General features: G+C 65.0%; 22 protein-coding genes. 10 read left to right on the top strand and 12 right to left on the bottom strand.

What is annotated here, in order from left to right; all coding sequences use genetic code 11:
• Positions 1-1,113: sigma-54-dependent transcriptional regulator (locus BG61_RS34585; RefSeq protein WP_035942763.1), on the bottom strand; the 1,113-nt coding region annotated here is incomplete at its 3' end.
• A 512-nt stretch (positions 1,114-1,625) separates the two neighbouring features.
• Between BG61_RS34585 and BG61_RS34580 the strand changes: the two genes are divergently transcribed.
• From BG61_RS34580 to BG61_RS34570, 3 genes are all read left to right on the top strand, one after another.
• The gene (locus BG61_RS34580) at positions 1,626-2,066 is read left to right on the top strand and encodes a hypothetical protein (protein ID WP_035925507.1); all 441 of its coding nucleotides are present in this window, start codon (positions 1,626-1,628) and stop codon (positions 2,064-2,066) included.
• Between the two features lie 125 nt (positions 2,067-2,191).
• Positions 2,192-2,692, top strand: a complete 501-nt coding sequence (locus BG61_RS34575) for a dihydrofolate reductase (protein ID WP_035925509.1) — start codon at positions 2,192-2,194, stop codon at positions 2,690-2,692.
• Positions 2,693-2,909: 217 nt separating this feature from the next.
• Positions 2,910-4,982 (top strand): M13 family metallopeptidase, encoded by a 2,073-nt coding sequence (locus BG61_RS34570; RefSeq protein WP_051673001.1) that lies wholly within the window; start codon positions 2,910-2,912, stop codon positions 4,980-4,982.
• A gap of 82 nt (positions 4,983-5,064) precedes the next feature.
• On the opposite strand, the gene pmbA is transcribed toward BG61_RS34570, so the two are convergent.
• Positions 5,065-6,435: a metalloprotease PmbA gene (pmbA, locus tag BG61_RS34565; protein ID WP_035925511.1), complete on the bottom strand. Its 1,371-nt coding sequence runs from the start codon at positions 6,433-6,435 to the stop codon at positions 5,065-5,067.
• A 246-nt stretch (positions 6,436-6,681) separates the two neighbouring features.
• Here pmbA and yjgA point away from each other — a divergent pair, with 246 nt between their 5' ends.
• Together yjgA and mog are read left to right on the top strand one after the other, a co-directional pair.
• Positions 6,682-7,299: a ribosome biogenesis factor YjgA gene (gene yjgA, locus BG61_RS34560; RefSeq protein WP_035925513.1), complete on the top strand. Its 618-nt coding sequence runs from the start codon at positions 6,682-6,684 to the stop codon at positions 7,297-7,299.
• Complete coding sequence (mog, locus tag BG61_RS34555; RefSeq protein ID WP_075584292.1) at positions 7,280-7,903, top strand: molybdopterin adenylyltransferase; 624 nt, start codon at positions 7,280-7,282, stop codon at positions 7,901-7,903. Before yjgA ends, mog begins: the two co-directional genes overlap by 20 nt.
• Here the strand turns inward: mog and orn are convergent.
• Complete coding sequence (gene orn / locus BG61_RS34550) at positions 7,900-8,532, bottom strand: oligoribonuclease (protein ID WP_035925518.1); 633 nt, start codon at positions 8,530-8,532, stop codon at positions 7,900-7,902. The genes mog and orn overlap by 4 nt on opposite strands.
• A gap of 202 nt (positions 8,533-8,734) precedes the next feature.
• Between orn and BG61_RS34545 the strand changes: the two genes are divergently transcribed.
• Genes BG61_RS34545 through BG61_RS34535 form a run of 3 tightly spaced genes read left to right on the top strand, consistent with a single transcriptional unit; the run spans position 8,735 to position 11,310 of the window.
• Positions 8,735-10,003, top strand: a complete 1,269-nt coding sequence (locus BG61_RS34545; RefSeq protein WP_035925519.1) for a M48 family metallopeptidase — start codon at positions 8,735-8,737, stop codon at positions 10,001-10,003.
• Complete coding sequence (rsgA, locus tag BG61_RS34540; protein WP_035925524.1) at positions 10,000-10,932, top strand: ribosome small subunit-dependent GTPase A; 933 nt, start codon at positions 10,000-10,002, stop codon at positions 10,930-10,932. The genes BG61_RS34545 and rsgA overlap by 4 nt, the downstream gene beginning before the upstream one ends.
• 54 nt (positions 10,933-10,986) lie before the next feature.
• The gene (locus tag BG61_RS34535; RefSeq protein WP_035925526.1) at positions 10,987-11,310 is read left to right on the top strand and encodes a putative signal transducing protein; all 324 of its coding nucleotides are present in this window, start codon (positions 10,987-10,989) and stop codon (positions 11,308-11,310) included.
• Between the two features lie 19 nt (positions 11,311-11,329).
• Here the strand turns inward: BG61_RS34535 and BG61_RS34530 are convergent, their stop codons facing one another.
• From BG61_RS34530 to rpsP, 6 genes are all read right to left on the bottom strand, one after another.
• The gene (locus BG61_RS34530; RefSeq protein WP_035925529.1) at positions 11,330-12,268 is read right to left on the bottom strand and encodes a CobD/CbiB family protein; all 939 of its coding nucleotides are present in this window, start codon (positions 12,266-12,268) and stop codon (positions 11,330-11,332) included.
• Positions 12,269-12,383: 115 nt separating this feature from the next.
• Positions 12,384-13,085 carry a CoA pyrophosphatase gene (locus BG61_RS34525; RefSeq protein WP_081868283.1) on the bottom strand — a complete coding sequence of 234 codons (702 nt, stop codon included), beginning with the start codon at positions 13,083-13,085 and terminating at the stop codon, positions 12,384-12,386.
• An 87-nt stretch (positions 13,086-13,172) separates the two neighbouring features.
• Complete coding sequence (gene rplS / locus BG61_RS34520) at positions 13,173-13,559, bottom strand: 50S ribosomal protein L19 (protein ID WP_035925532.1); 387 nt, start codon at positions 13,557-13,559, stop codon at positions 13,173-13,175.
• A gap of 143 nt (positions 13,560-13,702) precedes the next feature.
• On the bottom strand, positions 13,703-14,473 hold the full coding sequence (trmD, locus tag BG61_RS34515; protein ID WP_035925533.1) for a tRNA (guanosine(37)-N1)-methyltransferase TrmD: 771 nt from the start codon (positions 14,471-14,473) through the stop codon (positions 13,703-13,705).
• Between the two features lie 24 nt (positions 14,474-14,497).
• Positions 14,498-15,268 carry a ribosome maturation factor RimM gene (rimM, locus tag BG61_RS34510; RefSeq protein WP_035925536.1) on the bottom strand — a complete coding sequence of 257 codons (771 nt, stop codon included), beginning with the start codon at positions 15,266-15,268 and terminating at the stop codon, positions 14,498-14,500.
• 110 nt (positions 15,269-15,378) lie between these two features.
• Positions 15,379-15,633, bottom strand: coding sequence for a 30S ribosomal protein S16 (rpsP, locus tag BG61_RS34505; RefSeq protein WP_035925539.1), 255 nt, complete (start codon positions 15,631-15,633; stop codon positions 15,379-15,381).
• A 333-nt stretch (positions 15,634-15,966) separates the two neighbouring features.
• On the opposite strand from rpsP, the gene BG61_RS34500 reads away from it, so the two are divergent.
• Positions 15,967-16,473, top strand: coding sequence for an NINE protein (locus tag BG61_RS34500; RefSeq protein ID WP_035925541.1), 507 nt, complete (start codon positions 15,967-15,969; stop codon positions 16,471-16,473).
• Positions 16,474-16,548: 75 nt separating this feature from the next.
• On the opposite strand, the gene BG61_RS34495 is transcribed toward BG61_RS34500, so the two are convergent.
• Together BG61_RS34495 and BG61_RS34490 are read right to left on the bottom strand one after the other, a co-directional pair.
• Complete coding sequence (locus tag BG61_RS34495) at positions 16,549-17,697, bottom strand: PA0069 family radical SAM protein (protein ID WP_035925544.1); 1,149 nt, start codon at positions 17,695-17,697, stop codon at positions 16,549-16,551.
• Between the two features lie 64 nt (positions 17,698-17,761).
• On the bottom strand, positions 17,762-18,250 hold the full coding sequence (locus tag BG61_RS34490; protein ID WP_035925547.1) for an Lrp/AsnC ligand binding domain-containing protein: 489 nt from the start codon (positions 18,248-18,250) through the stop codon (positions 17,762-17,764).
• Positions 18,251-18,404: 154 nt separating this feature from the next.
• On the opposite strand from BG61_RS34490, the gene BG61_RS34485 reads away from it, so the two are divergent.
• A complete protein-coding gene (locus tag BG61_RS34485) occupies positions 18,405-19,697 on the top strand; it encodes a D-amino acid dehydrogenase (protein ID WP_035925550.1) in 1,293 nt (430 codons plus the stop codon).
• 84 nt (positions 19,698-19,781) lie between these two features.
• Here the strand turns inward: BG61_RS34485 and BG61_RS34480 are convergent.
• On the bottom strand, positions 19,782-21,078 hold a 1,297-nt coding region (locus BG61_RS34480), incomplete at its 5' end, for an acyl-CoA dehydrogenase family protein (protein WP_035942761.1).

Here is a 21,078-nt window from a genome sequence, read left to right as displayed (position 1 = left end):
CACCCGGTTGATCAGCTCGCGCACGTTGCCAGGCCAGCCGTAGTTGTGAATCGCCGCGATCGCGCACGGCGAGAAGCCGCGCAACCGCCGGCTCGCGTCCTTCTTGAAGCGGTCGAGCATGTGCTTCGCGAGCAGCTCGATGTCCTTGCCGCGCGCGCGCAGCGGCGGCTCGTCGATCTGCAGCACGCACAGGCGGTGATACAGGTCCGCGCGAAAGCGCCCTTCGATCATCGCGGTCTGCATGTCGACGTGGGTCGCGGAGATGATCCGCACGTCGACCGGCGTCGAGCCGTGGCCGCCCAGGCGCTCGACCTTGCGCTCCTGCAGGAAGCGCAGCAGGCTCGCCTGGCTTTCCAGCGGCAAATCGCCGATTTCATCGAGAAAGAGCGTGCCGCCATTGGCCGCCTCGACCCGTCCGATCTTGCGCTGGTTCGCGCCGGTGAACGCGCCGCGCTCGTAGCCGAACAGTTCCGACTGCAGGAGATGCGCGGGAATCGCCCCGCAGTTGATCGCGACGAACGGCTGGTCGCGGCGCGACGAGCGCTCGTGGATCGCCACCGCCGTCAGTTCCTTGCCGGTGCCCGATTCGCCGGAGATGAAGACCGGCGCGTCGGTCATCGCGACCTTGCGGATCGAGCGGAAGAGCGCGAGCATCGCCTCGCACGAACCCACCATCTCGCCTTCGGCGCGCCCCTCGGCGCCCGTTGCGCGGGCGTCGTTCGACGCCGCGTCGTGCAGCGACACCATGCCGTACGCATGGCCGACGGAATCGACGATGCGGTCGTTCGACGTCGGCAGCGTCACGTAGTCGAAGCAATAGTCGCGAATCAGCCGGCGCACGGCCGCGTCTTCCAGTTGTCCGGATACCGTCGCGGCCACCCAGCCCACATTGGTCAGCGTGAGCGACGCTTCGAACGCCGCCAGCTCGTGAGATTCGAAGCGGCTCGACAGGTCGAGCAAACCGCCAATCGCCAGATCGCTGCGCAGCGATTTGCGCGCATCGCGCGCACTCGCCACGATCTCAATGTGCCATCCGCGCTCCTCGAATCGCGCGCACAGCGCCTCGCTGGGATCGCGAGTCACATATATGAGTTGCCGCCGAGCGACTTCCATTATTCAGATCCTTTGTTCAACGTTCGTTGAAAAGGTCGCATAGTTCAGGCCCTCGGTACATCGCGGTGTTCTGTGCCCGCACGCTCCTCGTGCGTCATGCAGTTATTCAAAACGACATGGCCCCCTTGATCGACACACTTGGCATCGCTGGTTTGCTGCGAACCCCTTGTTTGATGCTGAGCCGTTTTTGAGAGACTACTATAAGCAGCCAATTTCTAAAACAAATATCCTCAATTGGTCGGACGCAATCCCTGAAAGCCCCGTCCGGCGGGCTTTTCATGAATTTTTCAAATATTTATTAAAACCGGTTAAACCTCCATTAATAAGACAAGAAACGGTTCACCAATTCAGTCTTATTTGCTCGATTTCGGGGCTCTCGTTTCACACGTGAAACGTTTTCGTCCGTTTGTCCGCCCGGTATTAGCGTCATTTTTCACTGCAATTAGACGCGGTAAGGGATTGCCGCGAGTGGCATAAATTTCGCTAAATGGAGCGCGCGACAGGAGTAAGAAATGCGTATTAGCGCACGGACGTTCGGCCAGCTGGTTTCGAATTCGACTCTCGTTTTCGCCAATACCGGGCTGGCACTGGCACTCTTTCCATTTGGCGCTGAAGCGAACGCCGCCATGGCGGGCGGCGCGGGCGGCATTGCCGGGGATTCCTCCGAGGCCGGAATGGAATTGAAGCGCCCTCTGCACCACGGTGGTGAGGACTCGTCACGTCCCGCGTTTGGGTGCGCGCTGGCGGACGCGGCCACGAGTCCCGACAAAAGCGCCACCCCGGCGATCGCGCGAGTGACGCACCGCAACAACAGTGTCACGCTCTGGGACGAGATCACGCCGCCGGCGCCCCCGCCGGTTCCGGTTCCCGCTCCCGTGCCGGAACCGCTGCCGGTGCCCGTCGAAGCGATACCGGACGCCTCCGGCGCGGCGAAGACCTGCGCATCGGGCTAGATCTGCGCGGTCCCGCGCCTTTGCGTCGGGCGGATTCGTGCGTCGGTTAGAATTGGAGCCCGCCTGCCGGCCGCCCGGATCGCCCGGATTCGGCGGCGGCCCTGGCTCCCACCTTCTGCCCTTACATGACGACGCTGACCCTGATCGTCGCCCGCGCGCGCAATGGCGTGATCGGACGCGACAACCAACTGCCCTGGCGCCTGCCGGAAGACCTCGCCTACTTCAAGCGCACGACGATGGGCTCGCCCATCATCATGGGCCGCAAGACGCACGAATCGATCGGCCGGCCGCTGCCGGGCCGCCGCAACATCGTGGTGTCGCGCGATGCCGCGCGCCGTTACGAAGGCTGCGACACGGTCACGAATCTCGACGACGCCCTCGCCCTCGCCGCCGGCGATCAGGCGGATGAAGCGTTCGTGATCGGCGGGGCGCAGCTGTATCGCGAGGCGATCCACCACGCCGACACGGTGATCGTCACCGAGATCGACGCCGATTTCGAGGGCAATACGAAGTTCGACGCGCTCGATCCGTCGCAATGGATCGAGGCGTCGCGCAGCGAAACGCATCGCGCCGCCGCGCCGAACGATTTCGAGTACGCGTTCGTGACCTATCGACGCACGGGCTGAGCGCCCCGCGTCCGTGTTTTGCAAGCCGCGCTCGCGCACGTCGCGAGCGCGGCTTTTTTGCGCCCTCCTGCATCGCCAGGCGCTGACTGGGCGCCGCGCACTTTCGGAATTCTCTGAATCAGACCGCTGATAGACTTCAAACCTCTTTTTTCATTAGTCATCCGATTGATTTTGATACGGATTTCTGGGTTCGAACTAAACAGCACCGAGAGGCGCAATGAAGCAATACAGATTCACGGTCACGGCCATCGCAGCCGCCACAGTCATGCTTGCCGCGTGTGGTGGATCGGACAACGAAACGGATGAAGAAACGGATAACGGCACGCGTCCGGTGATATCGGCCCGATCCAATTTCGATGTCACACAAATCGACAAATCCATCCCGGCGTGCCAGGACTTCAACGCCCACGTCAACAGAAAATGGGCCGACTCCATCGAAATTTCCGACGATGCCTCGTCGATCGACCAGTTCGCCGAACTCAGCGAGCAAAGCCAGGCGGTGCAACGGCAGATCGCCCAGAACGGCGGATCGGACCCGTACAGCCAACTGGTCAGCAGCTACTACCGCGTCGCGCTGGATGAAGCCGCACCGGATCGCGCGGGCGTCACGCCGCTCATCCCGCAATTCGCGAAAATCGACGCGATCAGGGACACGGCGAGCCTCGCCGCCTATCTGACGGGATCCGCGGGCGATGGCCGGGCCATCCTCTTCAAGGCGAGCGCGGCGCCCGGCTTCGCCGACGCCACGCGCCATATCGCCATGCTGGCACCGGCCCGCCTGAGCCTTCCCACTCGCGACACCTATCTGGACCCCGCTCAAGCGGAAACACGCGAGGCGTTCGTCGCGTCCGCCGCGCGTTCGTTCGAGTTGACCGGCATGCCGCAAGGCGACGCCCATGCCGCAGCCCGGAAGGTGCTCGATTTCGAAACGCGGCTGGCGACGGTTTCGCCCACGGAGGAACAATCGAACGAACCGGGCGGCGTAAAAGACATGGTCAGCATCCCGGAGGCGAACCGGCTTACGCCGCCGCTCGACTGGAATGCGTTTTTCAGGGCGCAGGGCGTGAGTTCACCCGAATCGTTCGCGATGCCTCATCAGGCGTTCTACAGCGAGCTAGGCAAGATGATGACGAGCGTTCCGCTCGATCAATGGAAGGCAGCGCTGCGATATTCGCTCATCCACGCCGCGTCGATGTACCTGTCCAGGGCGCTGCGCGAGGAGGAGTTCAACTTTTATGACAAGACCCTCAAGGGCATGCAAGCCGAGCAGGAGCGACCGGACCAGATTCTCGCGGGATTCAGCCAGGAGGACGGGATACTGAGCCGCGCGATGGGCGCGGCTTACGCAGGCAAGGCTTTTTCGCCCGCGGCAGTGGCCGCCACCCAGGTCATCGTGAACGATATGCGTGCCGCCTTTCGGGCGCGCCTGCGGGCGTCGGAATGGCTCAGTCCGCAGACCACGGCGCGCGCGCTGGAAAAAGAGCAGGCGATGGTCTTCAAGATCGGCGCCCCGAAGGACGGTCCCGACGTATCGCAACTGAAACTTCCTGGCACGTCCTATTTCAACAATGCGATGGCCGTTCTCGCCTTCGACCACAAGACGGAGATGGCCAGGATCGGCAAGGCAGTGGACCGGGACGAATGGTCGATCGGTCCGCATATCGTCAACGGCACGTATTCGCCGCAGGACAACAGCGTCGTGCTGACCGCCGCCATCCTGCAGCCGCCGTATCTCGACCTGAAAGCGGACCCCGCGCTGAACTACGGCGGAATCGGCACTGTGATCGCGCATGAGATCACGCATGGATTCGATACGGCCGGCTCGAAGTTCGACGCAGCGGGCAATGAATCCGACTGGTGGCAAAACGGGGACAAGGCGCGGTTCGAGGCGCGCGTCGCAAGGCTCAACCGGCAGTTCGACGCCTACGAGGTGCTGCCGGGACTGCGGGTGAACAGCGCACTCACCGAGGTGGAAAATATCGCCGACCTGGGAGGCCTCAGCACCGCGCGCGACGCGCTCGCCCTGCGTCTCGCGCGCGAGCCGTCCGCTGACCGCCCCGTCGATGGCTACACCCAGCAGCAGCGCAATTTCCTGGCGTGGGCCAGAAACTGGCGAAACAAGGCTACAGAAGCGACGATCCGCGACGACGTCGCCACCGACGTGCACGCTCCGGGCAAGTTCCGGGCGAACGGGCCTGTGTCGAATCTGCCGTCGTTTGCCGCAGCGTTCGCCTGCGCGCCGGGTGCCCCGATGGCACGATTGCCCGAGGATCGCGTAACGATCTGGTAGCGCCTCCGGAACACCGTCGACGAAAAAGAAAATCCCGGATGACCTGCGTCATCCGGGATTTTTTTCCTCCGGAGCGACCGCCTTACTGGCCCGCCACCGTCATCCTCTCGATCAGCACCGAGCCGATCTCCTTCGTCCCGCGCACGACCGTATCCGCGCCGATCGCCTCGATGTGGCGGAACATCTCCTGCAGCGTGCTCGCCACCGTGATTTCCTCCACCGGATACTGGATCTTCCCGTTCTCGACCCAGAAGCCCGACGCGCCGCGCGAATAGTCGCCCGTCACGTAATTCACGCCCTGCCCCATCAGTTCGGTCAGCAGCAGGCCGGTGCCGAGCTTCTTGAGCATCTGCTCGAAATCGTCCTCGGGCGACGTGCGCGAGCTGCGCAGCGACAGGTTGTGCGAGCCGCCCGCGTTGCCGGTCGTCTTCATGCCGAGCTTGCGCGCCGAATACGTCGACAGGAAATACCCCTGCACCACGCCGTCTTCCACGACGTTGCGGCGCTGCGTGCGCACGCCTTCCTCGTCGAAGGGCGCGCTGCCCATGCCGCCGCGCACGTGCGGGTCTTCCACCACCTGGACGTGCGGCGCGAACACCGGCTTGCCGAGGCTGTCGACGAGGAACGTGGTCTTGCGATACAGCGCGCCGCCGCTCACCGCCTGCACGAACGCGCCGAGAATGCCGGCCGCGAGCGGCGCCTCGAAGAGCACCCGGCACTTGCGCGTGTCGAGGCTGCGTGCGCCGATGCGCGACAAGGCGCGCTCGGCCGCATATCGTCCGACGGCTTCCGGCGACGCGAGGTCGGCGGCGCTGCGCCGGGACGTGTACCAGTCGTCGCGCTGCATGTCGCGGCCGCTGCCGGCGATCGGCGCGCACGCGATGTAGTGCCGCGAATACGGATAACCCGCCAGGAACCCGCGCGACGTGGCGAGCACGAACTGCGAATGCTGCGCCGATACGCTCGCGCCCTCCGAATTGGCGATGCGCGGATCGACCGCGAACGCGGCGCCCTCCGCGCGGCGCGCGATGTCGGCGGCCTCCTCGGCGTCGATCTCCCACGGATGGTAGAGATCGAGGTCCTGCGGCGACATTTCCAGCAGCTCGGCCTCCGCGAGACCCGCCGCGCTGTCTTCCGCCGTGAAGCGCGCGATGTTGTACGCGGCGGCGACGGTGTCCTTCAGCGCCTCGCGCGAAAAGTCAGACGTGCTCGCGTTGCCGCGCTTCTTGCCGATGAAAACCGTCACGCCGACCATCTTGTCGCGATTGTGCTCGATCGTCTCGACCTCGCCGCGACGCACGCTCACCGACAGCCCGTCGCCCTCGGAAATTTCGGTGGCCGCGTCGGTCGCACCGAGTTCCTTCGCGTGGCGCAGGATGTCGGACGCGATTTCCTTCAGCTCGTCCTGGGTGTGCGGGAAAAAGCGTTGCTTGACGTCCATGTCTGCTGCCATTTTTCGTTGCCTTTGGGAATCGGGCCGTCGTCCGGCCGCGTGTTCGTTGCGATGGTGTCCTGCCCTCTTTCGCCTGCCGACGCGCGGCATCGAGCGCGTATCACGCGATCATAGCAAGGTCGGCGCGGATTCACCCGCCAACATCGAACGACGGCTCACGCGTTTCCCGCGCCCGGGCCGGCGGGCGCGCCAGGCCGGTGCGCCCGCGCCGCCCGCCCGGGCACGGCGGGCGATACAATACCGCCCATGAACCGTAAAACCCGCATTCAACCGATCGATTCCGCCCACGCCGCCGCGCAGGACGACGACGACAACGGCTACGACCGTCCAAGCAAATCCCAGCTCAAGCGCGACATGCACGCGCTGCAGGAGCTGGGCGAGGCGCTCATCGCGCTGCCGAAAGATGCGCTGAAGCGCATGCCGATGCCCGAAAGCCTCGGCGACGCCGTGCGCGAAGCGCGCCGCATCACCGATCACGAGGGCAAGCGCCGCCAGGTGCAATACGTCGGCCGCGTGATGCGCTCGCTCACCGACGACGAAACCGCCGCGCTGCGCACGGCGCTCGACACCCATCGCGGTGTGAACCGCGCCGAGACGGCGAAGCTGCACTGGATCGAGCGCACGCGCGAAAAGCTCCTCGCCGACGACGCCGCCCTGACCGAATTCATCCGGCAGCATCCGGGCGTCGATCCGCAGGAGGGCCGCACGCTGATTCGCAACGCGCGCAAGGAACGCGAGCAGCAAAAGCCGCCGCGCTATTTCCGGGAGCTGTTCCAGTGGATCAAGAACGCGGCGGGCGTGGAAGAAGACGACGACTCCGCAGAAGCCGCATCCGGTGAAGAAGATGACGAGACCAACGCGTAATCATCCCGACGAACTGGTGGTCGGCCTCGTGTCGATCAGCGACCGCGCCTCGCAGGGCGTCTATGAGGACAAGGGCATTCCGTCCCTCGAAACCTGGCTCGGCGAGGCGCTCGCCACGCCCTGGCGCACCGAAACGCGCCTGATCCAGGACGACGCCGCGATCATTTCCGCAACGCTCATCGAGCTCGCCGACGTGATCGGCTGCGATCTCGTGCTCACCACGGGCGGCACCGGCCCGGCCCGGCGCGACGTGACGCCCGAGGCGACGCTCGCCGTCGCCACGAAGCCGATGCCCGGCTTCGGCGAGCAGATGCGCCAGATCAGCCTGAACTTCGTGCCGACGGCGATTCTGTCGCGGCAGGTCGCCGTGATCCGCGAAACATCGGACCACGCGGCGCTCATCATCAATCTGCCCGGCCAGCCGAAGTCGATCCGCGAAACGCTGGAAGGCCTGAAAGACGGCGAAGGCGGCACGCGCGTGCCGGGCATCTTCGCCGCCGTGCCGTACTGCATCGACCTGATCGGCGGGCCGTATGTGGAGACGCGGCCGGAAGTCGTGGCCGCGTTCAGGCCGAAGAGCGCGATCCGCCCGGCCAAGGATTAGGATGCGTCGCCCGCGGCCGGATCGGTGGGCGCGCTCGGCGCGGGAATCAGGAAATGCTCGCGGTAGTACTTGAGTTCGTCGATGGACTCGTGGATATCGGCGAGCGCCGTATGCATCGCGCGCTTCTGGAAGCCCTTGTAGATTGCCGGCTGCCAGCGGCGGCACAGTTCCTTCAGTGTGCTGACATCGAGGTTGCGATAGTGGAAAAACGCTTCCAGTTCCGGCATCCAGCGCGCCATGAACCGGCGGTCCTGGCAGATCGAGTTGCCGCACATCGGCGACTTGCCGGGCGGCACGTACTGGCCGAGAAATTCGCGGATCTGGCGCGTCGCCTCGGCTTCATTCACCGTCGAAGCCCGCACGCGCTCGGTCAGCCCGGAGCGGCCGTGCGTGTTGCGGTTCCATTCGTCCATTCTGCCGAGCGCTTCCTCGTCCTGATGAATCGCGAGCACCGGCCCTTCCACGAGCGTGTCGAGCGTCGAATTCGTCACGACGACCGCGATTTCGATGATGCGGTCGTTATCCGGATCGAGCCCGGTCATTTCCATGTCGAGCCATACCAGATTCATGTCGGTGCGCGCGAGGACGGCGGGGCTGGCTTGCCCGGAAAGGTCGAGAATGTCGGTCATGAAAGGTGCCTGGGTGAGTGGCCGGGTTTGCGCGGCCGGGGTTGCGCGCCCGGGTCTGCATTGACCCGGCAACGAGGCGTGCATGCACTGCCGTGAAAGACCTTTGCAGGAACCGCGCAGGACCCGCGCAGGACCCGTTCAGCCCCACGCGGCGACGGCCAAGAACCTATAATTCTCGCATAGTTCAATCGGAATCCCCCGGATGTCCAATCTCAATCTCGTATTCTCGGCGGTGTTCGTCGTCGCGCTCGTCGCGATGGTCGGAACCAAGCTCTGGCTGGCCTCGCGCCAGATCCGGCACGTGGCGGCGAACCGCAACGACGTGCCGCAGCAGTTCACCGGCACGATTCCGCTCGCCGCCCACCAGCGCGCCGCCGACTACACCGTGGAGCGCACCCGGCTCACGATGATCGAGGTCGTCGTGAGCGCGGCCGTGCTGATCGCGCTCACGCTGCTCGGCGGCGTCCAGCAGCTCGATCTCGCCATAAGCGACTGGCTCGGCCGCGGCTATGCCGGACAGATCGCGCTGGTGGCGGCGGTGGTCGCGATCACGAGCCTGATCGACCTGCCGTTCGACTACGCGCGGCATTTCGTGATCGAGGAGAAATTCGGCTTCAACCGGATGTCGAAGAAGCTCTTTTTCGTCGATCTCGTGAAGGGCGTGCTGCTCGGCATCGCGGTCGGCCTGCCGCTTCTGTTCGTCACGCTGTGGCTGATGGACCGCGCAGGCCCGCTCTGGTGGCTGTGGACCTGGATGGTGTGGGTCGCCTTCCAGCTGCTCGCGATGGTGGTCTACCCCACGTTCATCGCGCCGCTCTTCAACAAGTTCGAACCGCTTCGGGACGAGGCGCTGCGCGCCCGCATCGAGAACCTGATGTCGCGCACCGGTTTCGCGGCGAAGGGGCTGTTCGTCATGGACGGCAGCCGCCGCTCCGCGCACGGCAACGCGTATTTCACGGGCTTTGGCGCGGCCAAGCGCATCGTCTTCTTCGACACGCTGCTCGCGCGCCTCTCGGGCAGCGAGATCGAAGCAGTGCTCGCGCACGAACTCGGCCATTTCAAGCGCCGTCATGTGCTGAAACTCCTGATCGTCATGTTCGCGATCAGCCTCGCGATGCTCGCCCTCCTCGGCTGGCTCGCGCAGACGGTGTGGTTCTACGAGGGGCTCGGCGTGCGGCCGTCGCTCGTCGAGAGCAACAACGGCCTCGCGCTCGTGCTCTTCATGCTCGCGCTGCCCGTCTTCATGTTCTTCGTGACGCCGCTCGGCAGCCTCAGCTCGCGCAAGCACGAGTTCGAAGCCGACGCGTTCGCCGCCAGCCAGACCGATCCGAAGGATCTCGTGAACGCGCTCGTGAAGCTCTACGAGGACAACGCGTCGACGCTCACCCCCGATCCGCTCTACACGGCGTTCTACTATTCGCATCCGCCCGCCTCGCAGCGGATCGACCGCCTGATGCAGCACGCCGCATGACGGCGCGCGGCTCGAAGGGCGCGCGCGCGGCCGCAGCGGGAATAGAAGGCACGGTGATCGCGGCGCACGGGCGGCATTATCTCGTCGCCCCCGCCGACGGCGGCGCCATGCTCCAGTGCTTCCCGCGCGGCAAGCGAAGCGAAGTGGCGGTCGGCGACCGCGTGACGTACGAGCGGTCGTCGGCGGACCAGGGGGTGATCGTCCGCATCGGCGAGCGGCGCAACCTGCTCTACCGGTCGGATCAGTTCAAGTCGAAGCTCTTCGCGGCGAATCTCGATCAGTTGCTGATCGTGCTCGCCACCGAGCCGCATTTCAGCGAGGACCTGCTCGGACGGGCGCTGATCGCGGCCGAGGCACACGAACTGGAACCCCTGATCGTGCTGAACAAGATCGACGTGGAAGCGGCGCTGCCGTTCGCGAGAAAGCGCCTCGCGCCGTACCGGGAACTCGGCTACACGGTGATCGAGCTCTCCGCGAAGGCGGCGCCCGGCGCCGTGCATCCGCAACTCGACGCGCGGCTCAAGGGCCGCGCCACGCTGCTGCTCGGCCAGTCCGGCATGGGCAAGTCGACGCTCGTGAACATTCTCGTGCCGGACGCCGAGGCCGCGACGCGCGAGATATCGACGGCCCTCAATAGCGGCCGCCACACGACCACGTTCACGCGGCTCTATCCGCTGCCGGGCGGCGGCTCGCTGATCGACTCGCCGGGCTTTCAGGAGTTCGGGCTGCATCACCTGTCGGAGGGACAGCTCGAGCGCGCGTTCGCCGACTTCCGGCCGTTTCTCGGAAAATGCCGTTTCTACAACTGCCATCATCTGCACGAGCCGGGCTGCGCGATTCTCGAAGCGGTCGATGAAGGAAAAATCGCACCGGAACGCCACGCGCTGTATGCGCAGCTCGTGCACGAAGCCAGCCAGATTGTCCGATGAGCGTCCGATGAGCGAATTTCGCCGGCACCCGGCGCCGACCCGCGGCGCACCGACATGAAAAGACTGACGCGCGCTCCGAACCTGATCACGGCGCAGCACTGGGTGAACGTGCTGGTCACGGCGGGCGTGCCGTGTGAACTGCACAACCGGTTTCTGAACGGTGCGCTCGGCGATATTCCGGCAGATCAGTGCGCGCCGGAGATCTGGATCGTCGACGACCGCGACGAAGCGCTCGCGCACGGTATCCTGGAGCGCGCGAGAAGCGGGCCGGCGCAGAATGCGCGTCCCTGGCGCTGCGCAAACTGCGGAGAAACGCTCGAGCCGCAATTCACCGTGTGCTGGCAGTGCGGCACGGCCCGCAATCCGCTCGACGACTGAGCGGCATCCGCCGCGCGACCTACGCCAGCCAGACGGCGATGGTCAGCATCAGCAGCAGCAGCATCCACAGGATCACGGCGCGCCAGACGAGCCCGACGGCCGATTGCAGCGTGCGCGGCGTGCAGTCGTCGCCGACCGGCATCGGGCTCGCATCGCCGACGGCGAGCGCCTCGACGCTCAGCGGCTCGGCCAGCGGCCCCGCGAGCCGCGCCCCGAGCGCCCCGCTGCCCGCGGCAAGCAGCACGCCCTCGTTGGCGTCCGGCCACTGCCGCGCGTGATTGCGCCACGCATAGATGGCGTCTTCGAAATTCCCGACGATCGCAAAACCGAGCGCCGTCAGCCGCGCCGGCACCCAGTCGATAAAGAAAAACGCCCGCTGCGCGAACGACGAAAACGCGACGGTGCGCTCGTCGCTCGGCCTGGACCACGCACGCGCAAGGTGTTCAGCGATCCGGTAGAACACCGCGCCCGCCGGCCCGACCGGAATCAGGAACCAGAAAAACACGCCAAACACGTGCCGATGCGACGCCACGACCGCATAGATGAGCGTATGCCGGACGATCTCGCTTACCGGCATGTCGACTGTGTCGAGCCCCGTCCATTCGGCGAGCACTTCGCGGGCGCGCGGCACGTCGTCGTTGTTGAGCGCGAGATGGATGTCGGTGAAATAGTGGCTGAACTGCCGGAAGCCGAGCGTGAAATACACGATCACGACGTTCCACAGAAACGCGAGCGCGAAGTTGATGCGGTACAGCACGTAATAGATGAGACCGACCGCGAGCGTCCACGGCAGGACGACCACGAGCCACGCGAGAATGCCGTGCTTCTGCTTGCCGGCATCGAATCCGTGCGCCGTCGATTCCGCATGATATTTGAGCAGCGCGGAAACGGGATTGTGCGGCGAGAGCGCACGCACCTGCTCGATGATGAGAGCCAGCAATACGGAGAAAAAAGTCATGCGAAGCGCCGAGACATTCGAGTTTTACGAATTTCGCGTAACGATAGCACAGCGCCGCACGCGTTTAGCGCGCTAAGTAATCGCCGCCTGCCGCGCGGCGCGGGCACCGTGCCGCTCAGGCCGCGAGGAAGCGGTAGAAATTGCGCAACATGCCGGCCGTTGCGCCCCAGATGAAATACGGAGCCTTTTTTTCGTCCGCGACGTACGGCATCGCAAAAAAACGACGCTCGCCGCCTTCCCAGCGAAAGAGGCGCACTTCGTGATTGGCCGGGTTCATCAGGAACGCGAGCGGCACTTCGAAGATATCGGCCACTTCGAGCTTGTCGGCTTCGAGCGTGAACGGCGGATGGACGAGCCCGACGACCGGCGTCACGCGAAAACCGGTGCCCGTCAGATACTCAGGCATCGCGCCCAGCACCTCGACGCGCTCCGGCGCGAGCCCCACTTCTTCGCGCGCCTCGCGCAACGCGGTGGCGGCGGCATCGGCGTCTTCCGGCTCGCGCCGGCCGCCGGGGAAGCTGATCTGCCCGGCGTGGTCGGACAAGTGATCGGCGCGCTGCGTGAGCAGCACGGTCAGCCCTTCATCGCGCACGACGAGCGGCACCAGCACCGACGCGACGCGCGGATCGCCGCCAATCGCCTTGATGCGGGCTTCGGGCGCTTCCTGGGCCCATTCGGGCGTACGCGTGAAACGCTCGCGCAAGCTGTCGGGGGTCAGACGCTCGGGGACAAGGGGCGGCAGGTCGGCGCCAGTCGAAACGACGGGCAGAATTTCGGGCTCGAGAATGCGCGGGGTGGAAGGCTTGCTCGGGGACACGTGGGGGGAAAGGAGTCGGGACGGTACTGCAATTTGAACACATCAAAGAAAAAAGCACCCGGGTGGGTGCTTTTTTCGGTGCAGCTCTTATTCCTTGGAAGCGGCACGGTCTTTCGAGACCAGTTTTTCCTTGATTCGAGCCGACTTGCCCGAACGCTCGCGCAAGTAGTACAGCTTCGCACGACGCACGTCACCGCGGCGCTTCACGACGATGCTCGCGAGCAGCGGCGAGTAGGTCTGGAACGTACGCTCGACGCCTTCGCCCGACGAAATCTTGCGGACGATGAAGTTCGAGTTCAGACCGCGGTTGCGCTTGGCGATCACCACACCTTCGTAAGCCTGGACACGCTTGCGCGTACCTTCGACCACGTTGACGCTCACCACCACCGTGTCGCCCGGAGCGAAGTCGGGGATGGTCTTGTCGCCGAGTGCGCGGGCGATTTCTTCCTGCTCGAGTTTTTCAATCAGATTCATTACTGACTCCTGGTGCCATCTTGCCGAAGTTGTGTGCCTCGCGTCGCGCGGCCCCGGTAGAGGATGGGTTCACATCTGGCGCCGTCCTCGAAGGGCTGGCGCCGCCTTGGTGTCCCGCTTGTCGGCCCGCAAGCGCGCGAAAACTACTGCGCTTTCGATGCCTCCTTCGCGAGACTTGCGAGCCATGCCTCGTCGGCACGGCTCAACATCTTGTTCCTGCGCGCCCGCGCGATCAGATCGGGACGCTTCTCCTGCGTGCTCTTGAGCGCCTCGCGCCGCCGCCACGCATCGATTTCCTTGTGATGACCGCTCAACAGCACATCGGGGACCCGCACGCCTTCGTATTCTTCCGGCCGCGTGTAGTGCGGGCAGTCGAGCAGCACGTCGACGAAACTGTCCTGCACCGCCGACTGCGAATCGTTCAGCACGCCCGGAAGCTGTCGCACGACGGCATCGATCAGCGCCATCGCCGGCAGTTCGCCGCCTGACAGCACGAAGTCGCCGAGGCTTACCTCTTCGTCGACGACGCGGTCGATCAGACGCTGGTCGATCGCTTCGTAACGGCCGCACAGCAGCACTAGACCGGGCTCCTGCGCGAATCGCATCACGCGATCGTGATTGAGTGTCGCACCCTGGGGCGACATCATCACCACCCGCGTGCCCGCGATACCCTGCTGCGCCTGCGCGGCCTTCGCCGCGGCAATCGCGTCTTCGAGCGGTCGCGCCAGCATGACCATGCCGGGACCGCCGCCATACGGACGGTCGTCGACGGTCCGGTAGTTGTCGGTCGTGAAATCGCGCGGATTCCACGTGCGCAGCCCGAACCGCTCCTGCTTCACCGCCCGGCTCGTGATGCCCCAGTCGGTGAGCCCGCGAAACATCTCGGGAAAGAGCGTCACGACGTCGAACTGCATCGCCCTCTCCGTTCGTTACAGGTATTAATAGTCGGCGTCCCAGTCGACGACGATCTTCTTCGCCCCCTGATCCACCGTCTTGACGTACACGCCGACGAACGGAATCAGACGCTCGCCGGTGGTCGGCCTGCCGTCTTTCGCTAAGGCCGGATATTCGATGCGCATGATGGAATGCGCGCCGTTGTCGATCATGTCGGCGACGCGGCCCAACGCCACGCCCGCCTCGTTCACGACATCCAGGCCGATCAGATCGACCCAGTAAAATTCGTTGTCGTCGCTGAGCTTCGGAAAGTCGCTGCGCGAAATGTGCACCGTGTGACCGCGCAGCGCGAGGGCCGCATCCCGATCCTCGCAGCCCGCCAGGTGCGCGACGACCGTGTCGCTGTGCACCTTCGACTGCACGCAGCGCGCCGACTTGCGCTCGCCGCCCTTCACGAGCCACCAACGCTTTGCCGCCAGCATCGCGTCGCCGCCGTGCCCCGCGTGGGCATGCGGCACCACCTTGACCCAGCCCTTCAGCCCGTAGGCATCGACGACCGCGCCAACTTCGATCGCGTCGTCCGGAAGGCTGTCGACAGGTTCGATCGTCGCGTTTTGCGCAGTGCCTGAAACATCGACAGCCACGCGGCGCGCGCCCGGCTTGCGGACAAACGCACCAAACGTGGCGGCGGCGGCCTCGGCGGCCGCAGTTTCCGCGTTTGCCGCGGTTGCCTGACTGGCAGTTCCGCCGGCAACTTCGTTCTGCACCGGCTTCGCGCGACGCGCCTGGCCCGAATCCGGATCACGCGCAGTCATTTGCGAACCTCGAAGCGAAACACGGAGCAAGTCTCAAGCGAACCTCGCCGGCAAATTTCGACGGAATCATGCGCACCGGCCTGCGGTGCACGCTTTCCGCCGATCTTCACTCAGGCAGCCGGCTGTGCTTGCTGCGATTGCTTGACCAGACGCTCGACGGTCGGCGACAGTTGCGCGCCAACGCCTTGCCAGTAGGTCAGGCGGTCTTGCGCGATGCGCAGCGATTCGCCTTTGGTCGCGACGGGGTTGTAGAAACCCACGCGCTCGATGAAGCGGCCGTCACGGCGGCTACGCGAATCGGTTGCGACGATGTTGTAAAAGGGGCGCTTCTTCGAGCCGCCACGAGCCAAGCGGATGATGACCATGCTGAAATCCTTGAAAACCGGGGTTCGGAACTACCAAAACACGCGATTATAGCTTCAAACCGGAGCCTTAACAAACACTTAACCGGATTTATCGAGATGCGGGTTTGCGTAAGGCGCACGGTGCGTGCTTTTTCTTATGAAAGAAACGCGATAGGGGCAGGGCTTCGATGGCGCTCTCGTAAGAAGATGCTTGAGCCGCCGCGCGTCGCGGCTGCCGCTCACGTGCCGTGCCCGGGCGCGGGGGCGTAGAATGCCCGCGTCGGGCGTGACGCGTGCAGTGCGCCGCTCGCCTGTCACGCTTTCATGAGCCACGCCCCTCCAAATCATTTACCGATGAACCCCTCGTCCTCCGCCACGCAGCCGCCCGCCTCGAACCCGTCCAGCGAGCGCGCCGTCCCGCGCTTCCGCTCGAAGACACTCGCCGCCGCGCTGGCATTCTTTTTCGGCAGCATCGGCGTGCATCGCTTCTATCTGTATGGCATGCGCGACAAGTTCGGCTGGGCGCACATCGTCGGCATCCTGCTGGGGGCCGCGGGCTACATGCTGCTCGCGGCGACCGAGCGCGCGTCGCTGCTCGGCTGGATCCTCGCGTTTCCCGGCGCCGCGTCGCTCCTAGCGGCGTTCCTGTCGGCGATCGTCTACGGATTGCGGCCCGACGCCAAATGGGACGCCCAGTTCAACGCCGGCACCGGCAAGGAGAGCCGCTCCGGCTGGACCGTGATCTTCGTCGTGATCTTTTCGCTGCTGATCGGCGCGTTCCTGCTGATGACAGGACTCGCGCTCACGTTCCAGACCTATTTCGAGGGCCAGGTCGAAGCGGCCAAGGCGCTGTCGCAATAACGCTGCCGCCAGCGTTCCTGCCGGGCGGCCCGAACGCCTGCCCGCACTGCCCCGCTCGCCTCCTGTCCGCCGACATCAAAACAGATCGAGTTGCGCATCGTCCGCGCGGCCGGTCGCTTCCCGCCGTGAAAGCGCCGGTGCCGGGCGCTGGAATCCCGACATGTCCAGAATCCCGCGCTGCCGCGCATTGAGGCCGAGCCGCTTCGTCGCGTTCTTGAAACGCTGCTTCAGCATGTCGGCCCACAGGCCCTCGCCCTTCATCCGGGTCGCAAAGTTCGAGTCGTAATCCTTGCCGCCGCGCATGTCGCGCACGCGGCCCATCACGCGCTCCGCCCGGTCCGGGAAATGCGCGGCAAGCCAGTCCTTGAACAGCGGCGCGACTTCCCACGGCAGACGCAGCACGATGTAGCTCGCGCTCGTCGCGCCCGCTTCGGCGCAGGCTTCCAGCACGCGCTCCATATCCGGCTCGGTGACGAACGGAATCACCGGCGCGATGCTGACGCCGACGGGAATGCCCGCCTCGCTCAGCGTGCGGATCGTGCGCAGGCGCCGCGACGGCGTTGCCGCGCGCGGCTCGAGCGTGCGCGCGATGGTGGCGTCGAGCGTGGTCACGGTGATCGCCGCCATGACCTGCCCGCGCTCGGCCATGGGCGCGAGGAGGTCGATATCGCGCTCGATCAGCGACGATTTCGTGATCGCCGCGAACGGATGCCCGCGCTCGTGCAGGATTTCGATTACCCGGCGCGTGATGCGCAGATCGCGCTCGACGGGCTGATAGGCGTCGGTGTTGACGCCGAGCGCGATCGGCTCGGGCCGGTAGGACGGCTTCGCAAGCTCGCGTTCGAGCAGTTCGCCCGCGTTGACCTTTGCGTAGATGCGGCTTTCGAAGTCGAGCCCCGGCGACAGGCCGAGGTAACTGTGCGTCGGCCGGGCAAAGCAATAGATGCATCCGTGCTCGCAGCCGCGGTACGGGTTGAGCGAGACGGTGAACGGTATGTCCGGCGACGCGTTGCGCGTCAGGATGCTTTTGGCGCGCTCCTCGAAAACGCGTGTGCGCAACGCAGGCGCCTCATCGCCGTCCCCGGGCTCGCCCGAATGCAGCCAGCCGTCGTCGACACGCTCGCGCTCGTCCTTCTCGTAGCGCCCCTGCACGTTCGAGACGGCGCCCCGCCCCTTGTACGGCGCGGGCGGAGCGACGGGAAATTCGCGGTCGGTGGAGGACATTGCGGCTAAAGACTCGATGAATACTGTATAAATATACAGTATCGTGGAGCAACCGCAAGCCCGATCAGACGTCGACGAGAATTGTCAGCGTCTCCTTGATTTCTTCCATCACCACATAGCTCTTCGACTGCACCGCGCCCGGCAGCTGCAGCAGGATGTCGCCGAGCAGCTTCCGGTAGTCCGCCATTTCGCCGATGCGCGCCTTGATCAGATAGTCGAAATCGCCCGACACGAGATGGCATTCCAGCACCTCCGGAATGCGCTGCACTTCGCGCCGGAACTGCTCGAACATGTTGCCGCTCTTGTGATCCAACGTGATTTCGACGAACACAAGCAGCGCCGCGCCCAGTTCCACCGGATTGACGCGCGCGTAATAGCCGGTGATCACGCTGTCGCGCTCCATGCGCTTCACGCGCTCGATGCACGGCGTGACCGACAGCCCGACGCGCTCCGCCAGGTCCTTCATGGCGATGCGGCCGTCCTGCTGGAGGATGTTCAGGATCTTGTGATCGAGCTTGTCGAGGGCGCGGACCGGGTTACGATGCGTTCTCATGTGTTTTTACTGAAAATCGGCCAAATACAATAACAAAAACTGGAGGTATCTCAATAGTATAGGCGATAACACTGGACCACCCGTCAATCCTGGCTTCGATCCACTATTCGAACGCGCGCGAGTGACGACATATTGAAATCTGCACGGAGAATTCATGCAAATCGTCATTCTGGGAAGCGGCGTCGTTGGCGTTACGAGCGCTTATTACCTCGCCCGCGCGGGCCACGAAGTCACGGTCATCGACCGCGAGGCGGGCCCTGCCCTCGAAACGAGCTTCGCCAACGCCGGCCAGATTTCGCCTGGCTACGCGTCGCCGTGGGCGGCGCCCGGCGTGCCGCTGAAGGCCGTCAAATGGATGTTCGAGAAGCACGCGCCGCTTGCGATCCGCCTCGACGGCACTGCGTTCCAGTTGCAGTGGATGTGGAAGATGCTGCAGAACTGCACGCAGGACCGCTACACGGTCAACAAGGGCCGGATGGTGCGCCTCGCCGAATACAGCCGTGACTGCCTGCAGGCACTGCGCGCCGACACCGGTATCGAATACGAAGGGCGCACGGGTGGCACGCTGCAGGTGTTCCGCACGCAGCAGCAGCTCGACGGCGCGGCGAAGGACATCGCCGTGCTGAAGGATGCGAACGTGCCGTTCGAACTGCTGTCGCCGGCCGAGCTGTTCAAGGCCGAGCCCGCGCTCGCCGCCGTGTCGCACAAGCTGACGGGCGGCCTGCGCCTGCCGAACGACGAAACCGGCGACTGCCAGAAATTCACCACACGCCTCGCCGCGATGGCCGAAGCGCTCGGCGTGAAGTTCCGCTACAACACGCCTATCGACGCGCTCGCCGTGAGCCACGGGCGCATCGCGGGCGTGCAGTGCGGCAGCGAAATGGTGCGCGGCGACTCATACGTGGTGGCGCTCGGCTCGTATTCGCCGAAGCTGCTCGGCGATCTGGTCAAGATCCCTGTCTATCCGCTGAAGGGCTATTCGATCACCGCGCCGGTCGCCAACGACGCCGCCGCGCCGGTATCCACCGTGCTCGACGAGACGTACAAGATCGCGATCACGCGTTTCAACGACCGGATTCGCGTCGGCGGGATGGCGGAGATCGTCGGTTACGACAAGAAGCTGAAGCAGGCGCGCCGCGAAACGCTCGAAATGTGCGTGAACGACCTGTTCCCCGGCGGCGGCGACACGTCGCAGGCGTCGTTCTGGACCGGCCTGCGCCCGATGACGCCGGACGGCACGCCGATCGTCGGCCGCACGCCGGTGCCGAACCTGTTCCTGAACACGGGCCACGGCACGCTCGGCTGGACGATGTCGTGCGGCTCCGGACAATTGCTCGCCGACCTGATGTCCGGCAAGCAGCCGGCGATCCAGTCGGACGATCTGTCGGTGCACCGTTATTTCGGCGACACGCGCGTGAACACGCGGCCGTCCTACGCGAAGGCGTAACGCGCTCGCGTCGAAACATGCCTGAACGAAGAACGGCGCCCTCAGGACGCCGTTCTCATTTGCGGCACGCGATTTCAGATCATTTCAGAACTGGTCTTCGCGCAGCGCGAGCACGCCCTCGCTGCCGCTCGCGCTGACAACCGACGCCTCGATCCCCGGCGCCTGCGACAGCACGTGCTCCGCGAAGAACTGCGCGGTGGCTATCTTGGCGCCATAGAACGCTTCGTCTTCGCCGCGCTTTTCGCTTGCCACCAGCAGCGCACGCGCCATCTGCCAGCCCGAAAGCACGATGCCCGCGAGCTTCAGATACGGCACGCTGCCCGCGAACACCGCATTCGGATCGGTCCTGAACTTCGCGACGACGAATTCGATGACCCGCGCAAGCGACAGGCTGCCCGCGCTCAGATGACGGTGCATCGACTTGAACGGCTGGCCGTCGCGTTCGGCAAGCGCTGAAATCGTCTGATCGATCTGTGCGAGCAGCACCTGCGCGGTCGCGCCGCCGTCGCGCACCGTCTTGCGCCCGATCAGGTCGTTCGCCTGGATCGCGGTCGTGCCCTCGTAGATCGTCAGGATGCGCGCGTCGCGGTAGTGCTGCGCGGCGCCCGTCTCTTCGATGAAGCCCATCCCGCCATGCACCTGCACGCCGAGGCTCGCGACCTCGATCGACAGCTCCGTGCTCCAGCCCTTCACGATCGGCACGAGGAATTCGTAGATCGCCTGATGGCTCGCGCGCGCCGTCTCGTCGGGATGACGATGCGCGAGATCGCAGTGCGCCGCCGCGACGTAGGCGAGCGCGCGGGCGCCTTCGGTCAGCGCGCGCATCGTCGAGAGCATGCGGCGCACGTCCGGGTGATGGATGATCGTGACCGGCTGCTTCGCCGAGCCGTCGACGGGGCGGCTCTGCACGCGCTCCTTCGCATACGCGACCGCCTGCTGATACGCGCGCTCCGACACCGCGACGCCCTGCATGCCGACCGCGAAGCGCGCCGCGTTCATCATGATGAACATGTACTCGAGCCCGCGGTTCTCCTCGCCGATCAGATAGCCGGTTGCGCCGCCGTGGTCGCCGTATTGCAAGACGGCGGTCGGGCTCGCCTTGATGCCGAGCTTGTGTTCGATCGACACGCAATGCACGTCGTTGCGCTCGCCGGACGAGCCGTCGTCGTTCACCATGAACTTCGGCACGAGAAACAGTGAAATGCCCTTCACGCCTTCGGGCGCGTCGGGCGTGCGCGCCAGCACGAGATGGACGATGTTCTTCGCCATGTCGTGCTCGCCGTAGGTAATGAAGATCTTCGTGCCGAAAAGCTTGTAGGTGCCATCGCCTTGAGGCACGGCGCGCGTGCGTACCAGCGCGAGATCGGAGCCCGCCTGCGGC

The organism is Caballeronia glathei (assembly GCF_000698595.1).
GTDB lineage: Bacteria > Pseudomonadota > Gammaproteobacteria > Burkholderiales > Burkholderiaceae > Caballeronia > Caballeronia glathei.
Note: the sequence above shows the minus strand (reverse complement) of the source record. Positions and strands in the feature narration are given on the sequence as shown.

Bases quoted from the DNA above. Each gene is read 5' to 3' on its own strand.
- BG61_RS34580 (WP_035925507.1), top strand. From the start codon at position 1,626: ATGCGTATTAGCGCACGGACGTTCGGCCAGCTGGTTTCGAATTCGACT.
- BG61_RS34575 (WP_035925509.1), top strand. From the start codon at position 2,192: ATGACGACGCTGACCCTGATCGTCGCCCGCGCGCGCAATGGCGTGATC.
- BG61_RS34570 (WP_051673001.1), top strand. From the start codon at position 2,910: ATGAAGCAATACAGATTCACGGTCACGGCCATCGCAGCCGCCACAGTC.
- pmbA (WP_035925511.1), bottom strand. From the start codon at position 6,435: ATGGCAGCAGACATGGACGTCAAGCAACGCTTTTTCCCGCACACCCAG.
- yjgA (WP_035925513.1), top strand. From the start codon at position 6,682: ATGAACCGTAAAACCCGCATTCAACCGATCGATTCCGCCCACGCCGCC.
- mog (WP_075584292.1), top strand. From the start codon at position 7,280: ATGACGAGACCAACGCGTAATCATCCCGACGAACTGGTGGTCGGCCTC.
- orn (WP_035925518.1), bottom strand. From the start codon at position 8,532: ATGACCGACATTCTCGACCTTTCCGGGCAAGCCAGCCCCGCCGTCCTC.
- BG61_RS34545 (WP_035925519.1), top strand. From the start codon at position 8,735: ATGTCCAATCTCAATCTCGTATTCTCGGCGGTGTTCGTCGTCGCGCTC.
- rsgA (WP_035925524.1), top strand. From the start codon at position 10,000: ATGACGGCGCGCGGCTCGAAGGGCGCGCGCGCGGCCGCAGCGGGAATA.
- BG61_RS34535 (WP_035925526.1), top strand. From the start codon at position 10,987: ATGAAAAGACTGACGCGCGCTCCGAACCTGATCACGGCGCAGCACTGG.
- BG61_RS34530 (WP_035925529.1), bottom strand. From the start codon at position 12,268: ATGACTTTTTTCTCCGTATTGCTGGCTCTCATCATCGAGCAGGTGCGT.
- rplS (WP_035925532.1), bottom strand. From the start codon at position 13,559: ATGAATCTGATTGAAAAACTCGAGCAGGAAGAAATCGCCCGCGCACTC.
- trmD (WP_035925533.1), bottom strand. From the start codon at position 14,473: ATGCAGTTCGACGTCGTGACGCTCTTTCCCGAGATGTTTCGCGGGCTC.
- rimM (WP_035925536.1), bottom strand. From the start codon at position 15,268: ATGACTGCGCGTGATCCGGATTCGGGCCAGGCGCGTCGCGCGAAGCCG.
- rpsP (WP_035925539.1), bottom strand. From the start codon at position 15,633: ATGGTCATCATCCGCTTGGCTCGTGGCGGCTCGAAGAAGCGCCCCTTT.
- BG61_RS34500 (WP_035925541.1), top strand. From the start codon at position 15,967: ATGAACCCCTCGTCCTCCGCCACGCAGCCGCCCGCCTCGAACCCGTCC.
- BG61_RS34495 (WP_035925544.1), bottom strand. From the start codon at position 17,697: ATGTCCTCCACCGACCGCGAATTTCCCGTCGCTCCGCCCGCGCCGTAC.
- BG61_RS34490 (WP_035925547.1), bottom strand. From the start codon at position 18,250: ATGAGAACGCATCGTAACCCGGTCCGCGCCCTCGACAAGCTCGATCAC.
- BG61_RS34485 (WP_035925550.1), top strand. From the start codon at position 18,405: ATGCAAATCGTCATTCTGGGAAGCGGCGTCGTTGGCGTTACGAGCGCT.